The organism is Enterobacter sp. Ap-867 (genome assembly GCF_011752855.1).
In the GTDB taxonomy this organism is placed as follows: Bacteria; Pseudomonadota; Gammaproteobacteria; order Enterobacterales; family Enterobacteriaceae; genus Cedecea.
On sequence record NZ_VWWS01000001.1, the window covers coordinates 1,046,366 to 1,061,707 of the forward strand.

Annotated in this window: 14 protein-coding genes; 8 read left to right on the forward strand and 6 right to left on the reverse strand. The window is 56.3% G+C overall.

Features of this window, described 5'->3' with window-relative positions; all coding sequences use genetic code 11:
• Positions 1-33: 33 nt before the first annotated feature.
• From prfA to kdsA, 5 genes are read left to right on the forward strand one after another with little or no spacing between them, the layout of a single operon-like run.
• Positions 34-1,116 carry a peptide chain release factor 1 gene (prfA, locus tag F3J26_RS05055; RefSeq protein ID WP_008454187.1) on the forward strand — a complete coding sequence of 361 codons (1,083 nt, stop codon included), beginning with the start codon at positions 34-36 and terminating at the stop codon, positions 1,114-1,116.
• Positions 1,116-1,946 (forward strand): peptide chain release factor N(5)-glutamine methyltransferase, encoded by an 831-nt coding sequence (gene prmC, locus F3J26_RS05060; protein ID WP_166991983.1) that lies wholly within the window; start codon positions 1,116-1,118, stop codon positions 1,944-1,946. The genes prfA and prmC overlap by 1 nt, the downstream gene beginning before the upstream one ends.
• Positions 1,947-1,966: 20 nt before the next feature.
• The gene (locus tag F3J26_RS05065; RefSeq protein ID WP_008454190.1) at positions 1,967-2,356 is read left to right on the forward strand and encodes a SirB2 family protein; all 390 of its coding nucleotides are present in this window, start codon (positions 1,967-1,969) and stop codon (positions 2,354-2,356) included.
• Between the two features lie 2 nt (positions 2,357-2,358).
• Entirely contained in the window at positions 2,359-3,168 is an 810-nt protein-coding gene (sirB1, locus tag F3J26_RS05070) for an invasion regulator SirB1 (protein WP_008454192.1), read from the forward strand.
• Between the two features lie 24 nt (positions 3,169-3,192).
• The gene (kdsA, locus tag F3J26_RS05075; RefSeq protein WP_008454194.1) at positions 3,193-4,047 is read left to right on the forward strand and encodes a 3-deoxy-8-phosphooctulonate synthase; all 855 of its coding nucleotides are present in this window, start codon (positions 3,193-3,195) and stop codon (positions 4,045-4,047) included.
• Positions 4,048-4,207: 160 nt separating this feature from the next.
• Here the strand turns inward: kdsA and chaA are convergent, their stop codons facing one another.
• Positions 4,208-5,311, reverse strand: a complete 1,104-nt coding sequence (gene chaA, locus F3J26_RS05080) for a sodium-potassium/proton antiporter ChaA (protein WP_166991986.1) — start codon at positions 5,309-5,311, stop codon at positions 4,208-4,210.
• A 572-nt stretch (positions 5,312-5,883) separates the two neighbouring features.
• Here chaA and F3J26_RS05085 point away from each other — a divergent pair.
• Positions 5,884-6,579, forward strand: coding sequence for a gamma-glutamylcyclotransferase (locus F3J26_RS05085; RefSeq protein ID WP_166991989.1), 696 nt, complete (start codon positions 5,884-5,886; stop codon positions 6,577-6,579).
• Positions 6,580-6,614: 35 nt separating this feature from the next.
• On the opposite strand, the gene F3J26_RS05090 is transcribed toward F3J26_RS05085, so the two are convergent.
• The 3 genes from F3J26_RS05090 to F3J26_RS05100 all read right to left on the reverse strand — a co-directional run bounded on the left by F3J26_RS05090 (position 6,615) and on the right by F3J26_RS05100 (position 9,334).
• The gene (locus F3J26_RS05090) at positions 6,615-6,860 is read right to left on the reverse strand and encodes a DUF1883 domain-containing protein (protein ID WP_166991992.1); all 246 of its coding nucleotides are present in this window, start codon (positions 6,858-6,860) and stop codon (positions 6,615-6,617) included.
• A gap of 222 nt (positions 6,861-7,082) precedes the next feature.
• Positions 7,083-8,870 carry a methyl-accepting chemotaxis protein gene (locus F3J26_RS05095; protein ID WP_166991995.1) on the reverse strand — a complete coding sequence of 596 codons (1,788 nt, stop codon included), beginning with the start codon at positions 8,868-8,870 and terminating at the stop codon, positions 7,083-7,085.
• A 110-nt stretch (positions 8,871-8,980) separates the two neighbouring features.
• The gene (locus F3J26_RS05100) at positions 8,981-9,334 is read right to left on the reverse strand and encodes a DsrE/DsrF/TusD sulfur relay family protein (protein ID WP_166991998.1); all 354 of its coding nucleotides are present in this window, start codon (positions 9,332-9,334) and stop codon (positions 8,981-8,983) included.
• Positions 9,335-9,495: 161 nt separating this feature from the next.
• On the opposite strand from F3J26_RS05100, the gene F3J26_RS05105 reads away from it, so the two are divergent.
• Positions 9,496-10,896 carry a YchO/YchP family invasin gene (locus F3J26_RS05105; protein WP_166992001.1) on the forward strand — a complete coding sequence of 467 codons (1,401 nt, stop codon included), beginning with the start codon at positions 9,496-9,498 and terminating at the stop codon, positions 10,894-10,896.
• Between the two features lie 6 nt (positions 10,897-10,902).
• Here the strand turns inward: F3J26_RS05105 and narL are convergent, their stop codons facing one another.
• Positions 10,903-11,553 carry a two-component system response regulator NarL gene (gene narL, locus F3J26_RS05110; protein ID WP_008454210.1) on the reverse strand — a complete coding sequence of 217 codons (651 nt, stop codon included), beginning with the start codon at positions 11,551-11,553 and terminating at the stop codon, positions 10,903-10,905.
• Positions 11,550-13,343 (reverse strand): nitrate/nitrite two-component system sensor histidine kinase NarX, encoded by a 1,794-nt coding sequence (gene narX, locus F3J26_RS05115; protein WP_166992004.1) that lies wholly within the window; start codon positions 13,341-13,343, stop codon positions 11,550-11,552. Before narX ends, narL begins: the two co-directional genes overlap by 4 nt.
• A gap of 307 nt (positions 13,344-13,650) precedes the next feature.
• On the opposite strand from narX, the gene F3J26_RS05120 reads away from it, so the two are divergent.
• Complete coding sequence (locus F3J26_RS05120; protein ID WP_166992007.1) at positions 13,651-15,042, forward strand: NarK family nitrate/nitrite MFS transporter; 1,392 nt, start codon at positions 13,651-13,653, stop codon at positions 15,040-15,042.
• The last annotated feature ends 300 nt before the right edge of the window (positions 15,043-15,342 follow it).

Consider the following 15,342-nt stretch of genomic DNA (forward strand, 5'->3'; position numbering starts at 1 on the left):
ACACAACTCTTATTACAAGGTGAACCACCGCCCATGAAGCCTTCTATTGTTGCCAAACTGGAAGCCTTGCAGGAGCGCCATGAAGAAGTTCAGGCCCTGCTAGGCGATGCCTCGACCATTGCCGATCAGGACCGTTTCCGCGCCCTGTCTCGTGAGTATGCCCAGTTAAGCGATGTATCGCGCTGTTTCCTGCAATGGCGTCAGGTACAGGAAGACATTGAGACCGCAGAAAGTATGCTCGGCGATCCGGAAATGCGCGAAATGGCGCAGGAAGAGCTGGCCGAAGCCAAAGCCAGCAGCGAAGAGCTGGAGCAGCAGCTTCAGGTTCTGCTGCTGCCAAAAGATCCCGACGATGAGCGCAATGCGTTTGTCGAAGTTCGTGCCGGCACCGGCGGGGACGAAGCTGCGCTGTTTGCCGGCGATCTGTTCCGCATGTACAGCCGCTATGCCGAAGCCCGCCGCTGGCGGATTGAAATCATCAGCGCCAACGAAGGCGAGCACGGCGGCTTCAAAGAAGTGATCGCAAAAATCAGCGGCGAGGGTGTCTATGGCCGCCTGAAATTTGAATCCGGCGGCCACCGCGTGCAGCGTGTTCCGGCCACGGAATCCCAGGGGCGTATTCATACTTCCGCGTGTACCGTGGCGGTGATGCCGGAAATTCCAGAGGCGGAACTGCCGGACATTAACCCGGCGGACCTGCGCATCGATACCTTCCGTTCCTCTGGGGCGGGCGGGCAGCACGTTAACACCACCGACTCCGCAATCCGTATTACTCACTTGCCAACCGGCATTGTGGTGGAGTGCCAGGACGAACGTTCCCAGCATAAAAACAAAGCTAAAGCGCTTTCCGTGCTGGGGGCGCGAATTCGCGCCGCCGAAGTCGCCAAACGTCAGCAGGAAGAGGCTTCCACTCGCCGTAACCTGCTCGGCTCCGGCGACCGCTCTGACCGCAACCGTACCTACAACTTCCCGCAGGGGCGCGTGACCGATCACCGCATCAACCTGACGCTTTACCGTCTGGATGAAGTGATGGAAGGGAAAATCGACGCCCTGATCGAGCCGATTGTGCAGGAGTTCCAGGCCGATCAGCTCGCGGCGCTGTCCGAGCAGGATTAATGGAGTTTCAGTCATGGCTTTGCCAGGCCGTTCAGCGCCTGGCGCAAAGCGAAAGCCCAAAGCGAGATGCGGAGATTTTATTGGGATTTGCCACCGGCAAATCCCGCACGTTTATCCTCGCTTTTGGTGAAACCTCGCTGACACCAGCCCAGCAAGCCGAGCTTGATGGGCTTCTGGCTCGCCGGGAGCGCGGTGAACCGATTGCACACCTTGTGGGCGAACGTGAGTTCTGGTCGCTGCCGCTGCGCGTTTCTCCGGTGACGCTGATTCCTCGCCCTGATACCGAATGCCTCGTCGAACATGCGTTAACTAAGCTGCCGAAAACCCCGTGCGCAATGTTAGATCTGGGCACCGGGACGGGCGCTATCGCTCTGGCGCTGGCCAGCGAACGTCCTGACTGCGACGTCACCGCGCTGGACGTGGTGCCGGAAGCCGTGGCGCTGGCGAAAACGAACGCAAAAAACCTGGGCATAAACAACGTCAGGGTGTTGCAAAGCCACTGGTTTAACGTCCTTGATGCCCAGCGCTTTGCGCTGATTGTCAGTAATCCACCGTATATCGACGAAGCCGATCCGCACCTCAGTGAAGGTGACGTTCGCTTTGAACCGAAAAGCGCGCTGGTAGCGGAGAATCATGGTCTGGCCGATTTAGAAACCCTGGTTAACGATTCACGCCGTTTTCTTGAACCCGGCGGCTGGCTGGTGCTGGAGCACGGCTGGACGCAGGGCGAAAGCGTGCAGCGTTTGCTGCGGGATGCCGGTTTTACCGAGGTTGCAACCTACAAAGATTATGGCGATAACGATCGCCTGACGTCAGGACGCTATCTTTGACTTATTAAGGAACAGACATTTTGGCGACTTATTTTTCACTTAAATATCTGCATATTTTCACCGTCGTTATTTCAATCAGCCTGTTTGTTTTACGCTACTGGTGGCAATATCGCGGGTCTGTGATGTCCGGCAAGCGCTGGGTGCGCATCGTACCGCACGTTAATGATACGCTGTTATTGATCAGCGGTTTCGCGCTGGTTATGGTTACGCATTTCTATCCTTTTACGCCGCAGGGAACGTGGCTGACTGAAAAGCTGTTTGGCGTTATTATCTATATCGCTTTAGGTTTTATCGCGCTGGGAAAACGCCCGCGCAGCCAGCAGGTTCGTTGGTTTGCTTTTCTGCTGGGGCTGGTGGTGCTTTACATCATCATAAAACTCGCCACCACTAAAATACCGATATTGGGGTAAGTATGAAGTCGTTAGCCGATTTCGAATTTAATCAGGCACCGCTCTGCGAGGGCATGATTTTGGTCTCGCAGCTGATTCGGGATGATTTCCCGACCGCAGAAGTGAAAGCACAGCTCGGGGAACTGGTGAAGCTGGCAAAAGAAGAGATTTGCCTGGGGACACATCCCGACCTGCAGCTGGAAAAACTGCTGGAACTCTTTTACGGCGAATGGGGCTTTAAGGACTCAGGCGGCGTGTATCGCCTGTCCGACGCCCTGTGGCTGGACAACGTTTTAAAAAGTCGTCAGGGGAGCGCGGTTTCCCTTGGGGCAATTTTGCTGTGGCTTGCCGAGCAGCTTGATATTCCGCTGATGCCGGTGATTTTCCCGACGCAGCTTATTCTGCGTGCCGACTGGATGGACGGCGAAATGTGGCTTATCAATCCGTTTAACGGCGATACGCTGGATGAGCACACGCTGGAAGTGTGGATCAAGGGCAATATTAACCCGACGGCGGAGCTGTTCGACGAAGATCTTGACGAGTCCGACAACGCGGAGGTGATCCGCAAGCTGCTGGATACGCTCAAGTCCGCGCTGATGGAGGAGCGGCAGATGGAGATGGCGCTGCGCGCCAGCGAAGTACTGCTGCAGTTTAATCCGGAAGATCCGTACGAAATTCGCGACCGCGGCCTGATTTATGCGCAGCTGGACTGCGAGCACGTGGCGCTCAACGACTTGAGCTATTTTGTTGAGCAGTGCCCGGAAGATCCAATTAGCGAAATGATTAAGGCGCAAATCAATTCGATTGCGCACAAGCAGATTACCCTGCATTAAGTTCACACCTGATAAGGCGAACATATGAAACAAAAAGTGGTTAACATTGGCGATATCAACGTCGCAAACGACCTGCCGTTTGTGCTGTTTGGCGGCATGAACGTGCTGGAGTCCCGCGACCTGGCGATGCGCATCTGCGAACACTACGTGACCGTGACCCAAAAGCTGGGTATCCCGTACGTGTTCAAAGCCTCTTTTGATAAAGCTAACCGTTCATCCATTCACTCCTACCGTGGCCCGGGCCTGGAAGAGGGCATGAAGATTTTCCAGGAGCTGAAGCAGACCTTCGGTGTGAAAATCATTACCGACGTGCATGAAGCTCACCAGGCACAGCCTGTGGCTGACGTGGTTGATGTGATTCAACTGCCAGCTTTCCTGGCTCGCCAGACCGACCTGGTTGAAGCGATGGCCAAAACCGGCGCCGTCATCAACGTGAAGAAGCCGCAGTTCGTCAGCCCTGGTCAGATGGGTAACATCGTGGATAAATTCGCCGAAGGCGGCAACGACAAAATCATCCTGTGCGATCGCGGCACGCAATTCGGCTACGACAACCTGGTTGTCGACATGCTGGGCTTCAGCGTGATGAAGCAGGTCTCTAACGGCGCGCCGGTGATTTTCGATGTCACCCACGCGCTGCAATGCCGTGACCCGTTTGGTGCGGCGTCAAGCGGTCGTCGTGCGCAGGTGACTGAACTGGCTCGCGCCGGGATGGCTACTGGCCTGGCGGGTCTGTTTATTGAAGCGCACCCGGACCCGGATAACGCCCGCTGCGATGGCCCATCTGCGCTGCCGCTGGCGAAGCTGGAAGCTTTCCTGACCCAGATTAAAGCGATTGACGATCTGGTGAAGAACTTCGAGCCGCTGGACACCAGCAAGTAATTGCTGCAAAAAAGAAAACCCGCTTCGGCGGGTTTTTTTATATTTGTCTCCCTCTCTTGAGGGAGACAGCGAAATGAGTCCGTAGTGGCCTGATGCTCTCTCCCCGTGGGAGGGGGAGCAAATATTAAAGACCGCCTTTACAGGCGGTCTTGCTGTTTACTTAGGCAAAGATTGTCATCAGGTAGGCGGCAAACAGCGCCAGGTGCGCGGTGCCGTTAAGCACGTTGGTGCGTCCGGTGGAGAACGAAATCTGGCACAGGACCAGCGCCGCCATCATCACCACCATCTGCGGCATGCCGAGGGCGAAAACCAGGTCGTTGCCGGTGAGCCAGGCAATCAGCGTCACCGTCGGTACGGTAAGAGAAATGGTGGCGAGCACGGAACCAAAGAACAGGTTCATGGCGCGCTGCACCTGGTTGCTCAGCACCGCTTTTAACGCGCCCAACCCTTCCGGAGACAGAATCAGCAAGGCGACCAGGAAGCCGGTGAACTGGGCCGGGGCATCCATCGCGTCCAGAAGATGCTCCAGCGGGTTGGCGTTCATCTTGGTCACGGCAATCACTGCAATCAGGTGGACGATAAGCCAGGCCGTGTGCCACGCGGAGCTGTGCGCGGATGGCTTGCCGTGGTGCGGGTCGTCGCTGTCGCCTTCATCTTCATGCTCGTAAACAAACAGGCTCTGGTGCGTTTTCGTCTGAATCAGCAGGAATACGCCGTACATGGCGGCAGAGATCAGCGCTACAAGCAGGGACTGACCCAGCGAGAAATTGCCGCCCGGAAGCGCCATCGGGAACACCAGCACGATCACCGCCAGCGGGAAGAGCGCGATCAGGTACTGTTTAATACCAAACAGGTTCATGTACTGCGTGGCAAATTTGCGGCCGCCCATCAACAGGGAGAAGCCCACAAGGCCGCCGGTCACAATCATGATGATGGAATAGAGCGTGTCGCGCATCAGCGTTGGGGCTGCATCGCCGGTGGCCATCAGCGCGGAAATCAGACTAACTTCAAGAATAACGACCGACAGGCTCAGAATCAGTGAGCCGTAGGGTTCACCCAGACGGTGCGCCAGCACGTCCGCGTGGCGAACAACGCTAAAGGCACTGCCCAGAATGGCGACCAGCGCCAAAATATTGATGCCGACAACCACCGGCAGGGACTGGCTTGACCCCCACATCGCCAGTACCGCCAGTGCCAGTACCGGGAAAATGAGAGAACTCTCCTTGTGGCGGGTTTTTACCGCCTCATGTTGTGTTTTTGTCATTCAACTTCTCCATCTCTGCAGGCGATAACCTGTTTTGATCATTATAGTCAGGTTTTTGAAGTCATATAAACTAGCAAAAAACCGTTACTTTTAGTTAAAAATTTACTTATTTTTACGGCATTTATTTGAATTTAAGTCTGGTTCACCGAAATGGCGTGTATTCTTTATTTAATTTAAATAAAACATATTGATATGAATTGCATTCAGTCAAATAACCGCTGTTTTTGACGGTGTTAGTCCCGGGTATTGGCATGAAAATCACAACCTGGGCGCGAAATCAGTATGTTAGCGATAGAGTAACGGGCGAGTGCATTGTTTACAAAAAGAAGTATTATGAAAATTAACCCGCCATTATGTGTGACTAATTTATTGGCGACAGGGTAACACACATCAGTCTGGCAAGAAAAAATGACAATTTATCTGTTTTGTGATCGCTATCATGCTTGCCAGCGCGCGGTGAATTGCTTATGGTCTTGATATATTGCTCTATTAGTAGGCAAAAGTTGTCAATAAATGCCGGGAAGGCGCAGCGTGTGCAGTCGCACGGAAGCAAGCAGTGGCGGAGGTATATCGTGTTAACGCGTGATTTCTTAATGAAAGCGGATTGTAAGACGGCTTTTGGTGCCATTGAGGAATCGTTACTGTGGTCCCCTGAGCAGCGTTCGGCGTCTCTTGCCGCCACGCTCGCTTGTCGCCCAGACCAAAGTCCGGTATGGCTCTTTGGTTACGGTTCACTGATGTGGAACCCGGCTTTTGAATTTGAAGAGTCAGCCCCCGGCATGCTGGTGGGCTGGCATCGTGCATTTTGCCTGCGGTTGACGGCGGGGCGTGGAACCGCCTGCCGCCCTGGACGTATGCTCGCGCTTAAAGAGGGCGGCAGAACGACCGGGCTGGCTTACCGGTTGCCGGAGGCTGGCCTGGAAGACGAACTGACGCTGGTCTGGAAGCGGGAGATGATTACCGGCTGCTATTTGCCAACCTGGTGCAAACTCGAGTTGGACGATGGGCGAATGGTCAACGCGCTGGTGTTCATTATGGACCCGCGTCACCCGCTTTATGAGGCGGATACCCGGGCAGAAACCATCGCGCCGCTGATCGCTTCTGCCAGCGGGCCGCTGGGCACCAATGCTCAGTATCTTTTTTCGCTCGAGCAGGAAATGAAAAAGCACGGGATGAAGGACGATTGTATGTCCGAACTGGCAAACCAGGTGCGGGCCTGGCTGAGCGGGCATGAGGATAACAGCGGGCTGCTGCCTGGTTTTGCATAGTAAGAAAAAGGCCACCGAAAGGTGGCCTCAGTGTTTTATGCCGGAACAAAACTGATGGAGTGCTCCAGCGACTGGGTATGACTGTCGATCAGCACCTTCCAGGTCCCGCTGTAGGGCACGGCGATATAGGCCGACTGGCGATTTTGTACGCTTAGCACGTCGGCCTCCGAGCTACCGCGCCTGTCTGAGTCGCACATCAAATGGATATGACAGTTATTCGAACAGCGAACCACCACGGTATCGCCACCAAAAAGTTTTAGACTGGCTTTTACTACTGGCATTTTTCACTCCACTTCCGCATCAAACATGGCCTGCTGGCCCCCAAAGGTGCTGTCCTGGTTCGTGATGTTGTTCACAAATCACTCGTGGCATCACACCAGAGCCGAGAGGGGTAAATGCTGATGTTGATCAAAAAATGCCGCAACGATTAAACAATAATCATATTGTGCCTGAAACCTTTCAGCTGGCGGGCGTTTCGTTGGCAAACGTCCGCCCGCGCATCATTAAATACGGAAATGCCCCGCGGTTTCCGCTAACTCTCCAGCCTGGCTTTGCAATGCACCCGCCGCCGCCGCAGATTCCACTACCAGTTCAGCATTCTGCTGTACCATATTGTCCAGATGGGTCACCGCGTGATTAATCTCCTGAATCCCTTTCATCTGTTCGTCGGTTGAGAGGGTTATCTCGCGCATGATGACCAAAACGCTGCCGACGCTTTGTTCTATTTTGTCCATCGCCTCACCGGCCTGGCGCACGTAAAGCGAGCCATCGGCAACGCTTGCGGTGGTGGAGTCGATCAGGCTTTTGATCTCCTTCGCCGCCTGTGCGCTGCGGCTGGCGAGGTTGCGCACTTCGCCAGCGACTACGGCAAATCCCCGGCCTTGTTCACCGGCGCGGGCAGCCTCAACGGCGGCATTTAGCGCCAGGATGTTGGTCTGGAAAGCGATGCTGTCAATGACGCCGGTAATATCGCCAATCTTGCCGGAGGCCAGCTCAATGGCCTGCATGGTGGTAATAACCTTCGAGACCACTTCACCCCCGCGTTCAGCGGCTTCACCGGCGCTGTGGGCTTGAGCGTTGGCCTGAGCGGCAGAAGCGGTAGAATTTGCGACAGAGGCGGTGATCTGCTCTACGGCGCTGGCTGTTTCTCGCAGGCTGGAGGCGGCCCGCTCGGTGCGGGCAGAAAGCTCCTGATTGCCTGCAGCAATTTCGTTGGCGGCGACTTTCACCGAGGCGCTTGAATCCCTGAGCTGGGTCATGACTACGCCCAACTTGTCGCTGAAGGCGTTAAAGGCGTGGGCGATTTCCGTCACTTCATCGTGACCCGTTTCCGGCAACCGCTGAGATAGATCATTTGTGCCGTTGCTGATGGCGCGCATCCCGTCGCGAATTGTCCCGAGGCGGCTCATCACCTTACCGATCAGCAGATGCACAATTGCACCAGAAATCAGCACCAACACCAGCAGGGCGATGGCGGAAGCCTTCAGTAAAGCGCGCATCCCGGAGGTGGCATCATGCTCGTCGAGGGCCACGACCAGATACCAATGCGTGCCGCTAATCGGCGTAGCCATCAGCTGTTTACTTTGCCCGCTGATTATGCCGACGGCGCGATGTGTATCGCCGAGTAGCTGAGGTAAATCAGCCTGTTGAACGGCATCAGAAAAGGCTTTCAGCGTCAGGGTCGGATCCTGAGCGGCAATCAATGTCCCATCGCTGTTGATTAGCAGCCCGCTGCTGGCGGGCGTTGGGTGAATGCTGCGCACGTTCGCCACCACGCTGTCCATCGCCACATCCCCCGCGAAGACGGCTTTAAGGCTGCCATTTTGCTTAATGGGCACGGCAAAAGTCACGACCAGCTTACCGGTACCGGCATCCACGTAGGGAGCGGTGACGACGGGAGCGTCGTCTTTCACCACCTGCTGATACCACGGGCGCCCGGTGGGGTCGAAGTCGGCCGGTACCCCCGTTGGATCAGAAAATTTTGCGGTTTTATTCGCATAACCGACGTAGATATTGGTGAAGCCGCCGGCTTTGGCCAGTTGAGTGAAGACCGGGATGGGATCTTCGCTCAGCGCGGTGTTTTCCAAGGAGCTAACGATCGCCATTTTACCGCTGACCCAGTCGCCGATAGCGACGGAATGGCTCAGGCTGGTGCTGGTTAGTGTGTCGGTGATGGCACGTTGGTTATCGCGGCTGGTGACGGCGTAATTAATGAAGGTGTTGAGACATAGAGCTGAGACCAGGCAAATTGCCGTGACTAAAAGAAGACGTGTACGAAGAGATTTAACCATAATTATTATCCTGCTGCTGTGTTGTCCTAAGCAAAATATCGGCAACAAATGCAGGTAACTTGATGGCGCGGGAGAGGGTATAAGCAAATAATATTCCCGCGCTGAAATAATTAGAAAGTGAGGATTTTGTCCGACGCTAACGTCCATTTGGCAAGTTCAAGGAGCGTGCCGATGGCAACGCCTTCAATGAGCGGCAGGCTGGTGATCCCGCGCCCGTCGGTACAGGTTTTACAGAGCTTCACCGGCACACCTTGCGCGGTGAGAATCTCGAGCATCTGCTGAATGTTGTATCCCTCGGCGGGCTTCTGACCGCGCAGGCCAGCGGTCACCGCATCGGACATCAGGAACAGTTTTACTTCTGGCTGCGGCTCCTGGTCGCGCAGGGCGATGGCCAGCCGCAAACTGTTAAAAAGCGATTCGCTGCCGTACGCCGCCCCGTTGGCAATAATGACTATCTTCTGCATGAGTTTCTCCTTGATGATAACGTTGAGCGTGAGAAGCAGTGTATCGCCCTGAGTTATCGCTGGGTATGATTTGTGCCCGGAAAAGCAGGATTAATCCTGGAGTCGTGCATGCATGTCTCCCCGGTGGGTTAAGAGCAAAACCAGTGTGTTATCATTAATCAATGCGTAGATTTGCCGTTCCGCTTTTAACCTTGTGTTGTTTGCTCCCTCGTCCGGGAGGGGCAATGAGTACCTCAAATAACGTTGTTCCCGCGGCCCAAAACCCTTTCTCTTCTCCCGCTGATGACCTGCCGAACATGGGCCTCGCGCCTGAAACCGATGCTGCCGCGCGCAGGATTGCCGCAGTGGCGAAGAAGTTTGGCGAAGACAGCATGGTGGACAACGGGCTGGATACCGGCGAGCAGGCGCGACTGTTCGCTTTTACCAGCCTGAGAGATTTACTGGCCGACAAAGTGACCGATGAAACCCAGGCTTTGCTTTCGCCCTGGGGCAAAGCCAGCGTCAATTTGCGGGTGGATGAACACGGGAGCTGGAAGGGCAGCAATGGTTCGCTTTTTACGCCCTGGCAGGACAACAGCCGCTATCTGACCTGGAGCCAGCTCGGCTTTAGCCAGCAAAAATACGGCACCACCGGTAACCTCGGGCTGGGGCAGCGCTGGGTCGCCGGAAGCTGGCTACTGGGCTACAACTCGTTCTACGATAATCAGCTGACTACGCAGCTACAGCGGGCGGGATTTGGCGCCGAAGCCTGGGGCGAATACCTGCGGCTTTCGGCCAATTATTACCAGCCGCTGAACGGCTGGCGCGGGCAAACCGACACGCTTGAGCAGCGCCTGGCCCGGGGCTATGACGTCACGGCGCAGGCCTGGCTGCCGTTTTATCGGCATATTGCGACCAGTCTTAGCTTCGAACAATACTTTGGTGACAACGTCACTCTCTTCGACAGCGATAGCGGATACCGAAACCCAGTCGCGGTGACGATGGGCATTAACTATACGCCCGTGCCGCTGATCACGCTCACGGCCCAGCACAAGCAGGGTGAAAGCGGCGTCGCGCAGGAAAATCTGGGGCTCAAGCTGAATTATCGTTTCGGGGTGCCGCTGCAGAAGCAGCTCTCGGCGGACGAAGTGGCCGCGACCAGCTCCCTGCGCGGCAGCCGCTACGATAGCGTTGAGCGCGAGTCCGCCCCGGTGATGCAGTTCCGTCAGCGTAAAACGTTGTCAGTATTCCTGGCCACGCCGCCGTGGCAGCTGCAGCCGGGAGAAACGGTTTTGCTTAAGCTGCAGGTGAAAGCGACGCATGGCATCCGGCGGCTGGTATGGCAGGGAGATACCCAGGTGCTCAGCCTGACGCCGCCGGCACGGCCGCTCAGCACCGACGGCTGGAGCATTATTTTGCCTGCGTGGCAGGCAGGTGCGGCAAATGAATATCACCTGTCGGTCACCGTGGAAGACGAAAAGGGGCAGCGCGTCTCGTCGAATGAGATTGTACTCCAGCCTGCCGCACCGCTGCTGATTGCCCCCGAAAGTGACCCGCGTTACTCCTTGCTGCCGGAGGAGTAATCGGCGCTAAAAAATACGATCCTGGTGAACCCAAACGGCCGCTTCCACTCGGGACTTGAGCTTCATTTTCTTCAGCAGATGTTTGACGTGCACTTTCACCGTACTTTCGGTGATGTCCAGGCGACGGGCGATCATCTTGTTCGGTAGTCCCTGGGCTATCAGCTTCAGGATATCGCGTTCCCGCGGAGTAAGCTGATTGACGTCACGGTCTGAGGTTGCACGGTTGGCCCGCAGGCTGGCCGCCAGCACCGGGGTCAGCGCTTCGCTGAGTACCATTTCTCCCGCTGCGGCCTGCTGCAGGGCTTTGAGCAAATCTTCCGGCTCCATGTCTTTCAGCAAATAGCCATCCGCACCGCGCTTAAGGGCGGTGACCACATCTTCTTCATGGTTCGAAACGGTAAACACCACAATGCGTCCTGACAGCGCTTTTTCGCGCAGGCAGTCGAGCGTTTCCAGCCCGTTCATGCCCGGCATGTTCAGGTCGAGCAGGATCAGGTCTGGATCGAGCGCTTCGGCAAGCTGCACGCCCTGTTCGCCGCTGCCGGCCTCTCCGACGACGGCCAGCTCTGGCGCCATGCTGATCAGCTGCTTAACGCCGGTACGCATCATGGGATGATCGTCTATCAGCAAAATGGTTGCTGCTTCCTGATGACTCATTCTTCGCTCCTTATTACGGAAGAAAGCGGTGCTTCGGGGATAAAATTGACGACCACTTCGGTGCCGCCGCAGGGACGGGGGCGAACCTGGCAGTCACCCTGCAAGGTTTGGGCGCGGTCGCGCATGATAATAAGGCCGTAATGGTTGCTGCGCTCGCCGCTGCCGGAAATACCGCGCCCGTTGTCCCACACCGCAAGGCGTACCTGATTTCCGTGACGGGTAACGCTGATACCGCAGGCGCTGGCTTCCGCGTGTTTCAGGCTGTTGTTCAGCGCCTCACGCGCAATCTGCACCAAATGAATGGCCTGATGAGAAGGCACTAAGCGCGGCGGGAGCTGGTAGTCCAGCATCACCGGGAAGCCAAGTTTGTCGCTGAACTCCTGGCAACTGGCCTCAAGCGCCGGGCGCAAACCAGGCTCGGTGAGCTTAAGGCGGAAGGTGGTCAGCAATTCTCTCAACTGCCGCCAGGAGGTGTTCAACTCGCCGCGTATTTGCTCCAGCAGCGTCCGGCTCTCCTCCGGCAGCGTTTTGCCCTGCATTTGCAGGCAGCTGACCTGCATCTTCATACAGGAAAGCGACTGGGCGATGGAGTCATGCAATTCCCTGGCAATGGCAGATCGCTCCTCCATCACCACTAACTGCTGCTGGTGTTCATACTGACGCTCCATGGCGAGCGTGGCGGTGAGCTGCTCCATTAGCGTGGCAATAAGCTGCAGCTGGTCTTCGGTCAGCGTTTTGCCCAACGGAAGCTGGGCCAGCACCAGACCGTAATGAAGATGGTTATCGGTGAGGCGCCATTTCAGCGTGGTGGTGTCCTGCGGTAGCGCTGCCCCGGCATCCGGGCACAGCTGGCAGCCCCGGGCATCGCAGTGCGCGTCCGGCTGGAACGTGTATTCCTGATAATTCTCTTCATCTTCGTACTCGTACACCCGGAGCACGATGCCCAGCAGCGGGGTTAAAATCTGGAGTTCGCTCAGTACAGGGGAAATACGCTGGCACAGCGGAGCCTGCGCGTGCAGGCGGCGGTTAGCCTCGTAGAGGAAGGTGAGCATCTGGTTTTTTTGCTCAAGCCCGGCGGTTTTCTCCCGGACCCGCCGCTCGAGCACGGCGTAGCTTTGCGCCAGTTCGCTGGACATGCTGTTTAGCGCGCTCCCAAGCGTGGCCATTTCGTCGCGGCCGCGAAAATTCACCCGTTGGGTGAAGTCTCGCTGACCAATGGCGGTGGCCATCGCCAGTAGCTGACGCCACGGGCGGAGTAATCTTTTGCGTAACCAAATCAGGGTAAAGACGATCAACAGCCCGAGTAACACCGCCATACCCTGCTGCAGCAAAATCACGTGATGCAGACGCATCTCGGTGGTGCGGTCGAAGGAGCTGACCAGTTCATCAATGCTGGCGACAAAATGGGCGACGGCGGGTTTTACCTGCTGCGGCGTTTGGGCGGCAATCAGCGCGGGTTCAAGCGTGCTGCGCCAGTAATCTTGTAGCTGTTGAAGCCTGGCCTGCTGCCCGTCGCGCTCGGCGGCAAGGCGGAGATCGTCGCTCCATGTGGTTTGCTCCATTTCTCGCAGCAGCATCTTGTCCTGCTCCGTCAGCGGAATGGCTGCCAGCAGGCGGTAGCTCTGCATGCGCATGGAGCCCGTTTTGTTGATCGCGTGGGCATTGCCCGAAATCCCCTGGGCCAGCCAGCCGGCCATCGCCATTCCCACCACGCTTAACATCGCCAGCAGCATGACAACCAGCGCGAGCTGATTGACCAGCGAAAGGGGAGAAAACAGGCGTTTTAGCATTGGCAAACGGGCTCCTGAGTGGGAAAAGTGACGAGTGGCGCTATTTTCAGTCAACAGCTGGAGTATACCCATACCTCCAAAGGATTACCCCCAAATTGCCAGAGGTGACAGGGCAATGGGAGCGGTCAGCAGCAAGTCCCGCAGGGGTGTGATAAATCACGTTATTTTTTTGCCAGAAGATTACTCACAAAGAATGAGGGGGCTTTTTTGCCCGCCGGAGAGATAGATTATCCCTTGATTTACATCAACTAATCTCGACACAGGAACCCTAAGGTTGCGGCATTTACTCACACGAAATGAGGTGTTTATGTCACAGTCTCCCGTTCCCGAGAAGCCGTCGGGCGCACTGATTACCGACTGGCGGCCGGAAGATCCACAGTTCTGGCAGCAAAAAGGTCATCGGATCGCCAGCCGCAACCTGTGGATTTCCGTCCCAAGCCTGCTGCTGGCCTTCTGCGTCTGGATGCTGTTCAGCGCGGTGGCGGTGAATTTGAATAAGGTCGGCTTTACCTTCACCACCGATCAGCTGTTTATGCTCACGGCGTTACCTTCCGTTTCCGGCGCGCTGCTGCGCGTCCCGTATTCGTTCATGGTACCGGTCTTTGGCGGCCGCCGCTGGACGGCGTTCAGCACGGGGATCTTGATTATTCCGTGCGTCTGGCTGGGCTTTGCCGTGCAGGATACCAGCACCTCGTTTAACACCTTCATCTGTATCTCTCTGCTGTGCGGCTTTGCCGGGGCGAACTTTGCCTCCAGCATGGCAAACATCAGCTTCTTCTTCCCGAAGGCAAAGCAGGGCGGTGCGCTGGGGATTAACGGCGGGCTGGGGAATATGGGCGTGAGCGTGATGCAGCTGGTGGCCCCGCTGGCTATCTCCCTGTCGATGTTTGCCATTTTTGGCGGCAAAGGCGTGGCACAGGGCGACGGCACGATGCTGTTCCTGGAAAATGCCGCGTGGATCTGGGTGCCGTTTCTGGCGGTATTCACCTTAGCGGCCTGGTTCGGAATGAACGATCTCTCGGCGTCGAAAGCCTCCCTGCGTGAGCAGTTGCCGGTGCTTAAGCGCGGCCATCTCTGGATTCTGGGGCTGCTCTACCTGGCGACATTTGGCTCGTTCATCGGCTTTTCTGCCGGGTTTGCGATGCTGTCTAAAACCCAGTTCCCGGACGTCAACATTCTGCATTTTGCCTTCTTTGGCCCGCTGTTTGGCGCCCTGGCACGTTCTGCAGGTGGGGCGATTTCCGACCGCTGGGGCGGCACCCGAGTTTCGCTGTATAACTTCATGCTGATGGCCATTTTCAGCGCGCTGCTGTTCACCACGCTGCCAACGAACGGACAGGGTGGGAACTTCATCGCCTTCTTCGGGGTGTTCCTGATGCTGTTCCTGACGGCGGGGCTGGGCAGTGGCTCGACCTTCCAGATGATTTCCGTGATTTTCCGTAAGCTGACAATGGACAGAGTAAAAGCCGCCGGTGGCAGCGATGAAGTCGCCCTGCGCGAGGCCGCCACGGATACCGCCGCAGCGCTGGGCTTTATTTCGGCCATTGGCGCCATCGGGGGGTTCTTTATCCCTAAAGCCTTCGGCACTTCCCTGGCGTTGACCGGCTCGCCTGCCGGGGCGATGAAGCTGTTCCTCGTCTTTTACATTGTGTGTGTGGTTATTACCTGGGCCGTTTATGGCCGGAAATCCTCTCGCTAATGCATTGACCTTTTTGGTTATCCCTTTGCGCGGCTTCGTCCGCGCTTTTTTTTGCCCGTTACGTTTTCAGCGCTGGTTAATTCGCCGCCTACCCCTTAATACCCAAACCCGGCTTGCCGCTACCCACTCCCCGATAGGTTTTGATTTTTTTGTATTTATATTCAGTTAGTTAGTGATTCTTAAGACCTTACACTTTGGTGGTAGTGGCTGCCGGGCGCCCAAAAACCACACCAGAAGCAGTTGATCGTTATCAAAAATCCCCAGCTTTCGAGGCGTTACCGTCTCGGGCATCAAGCAATG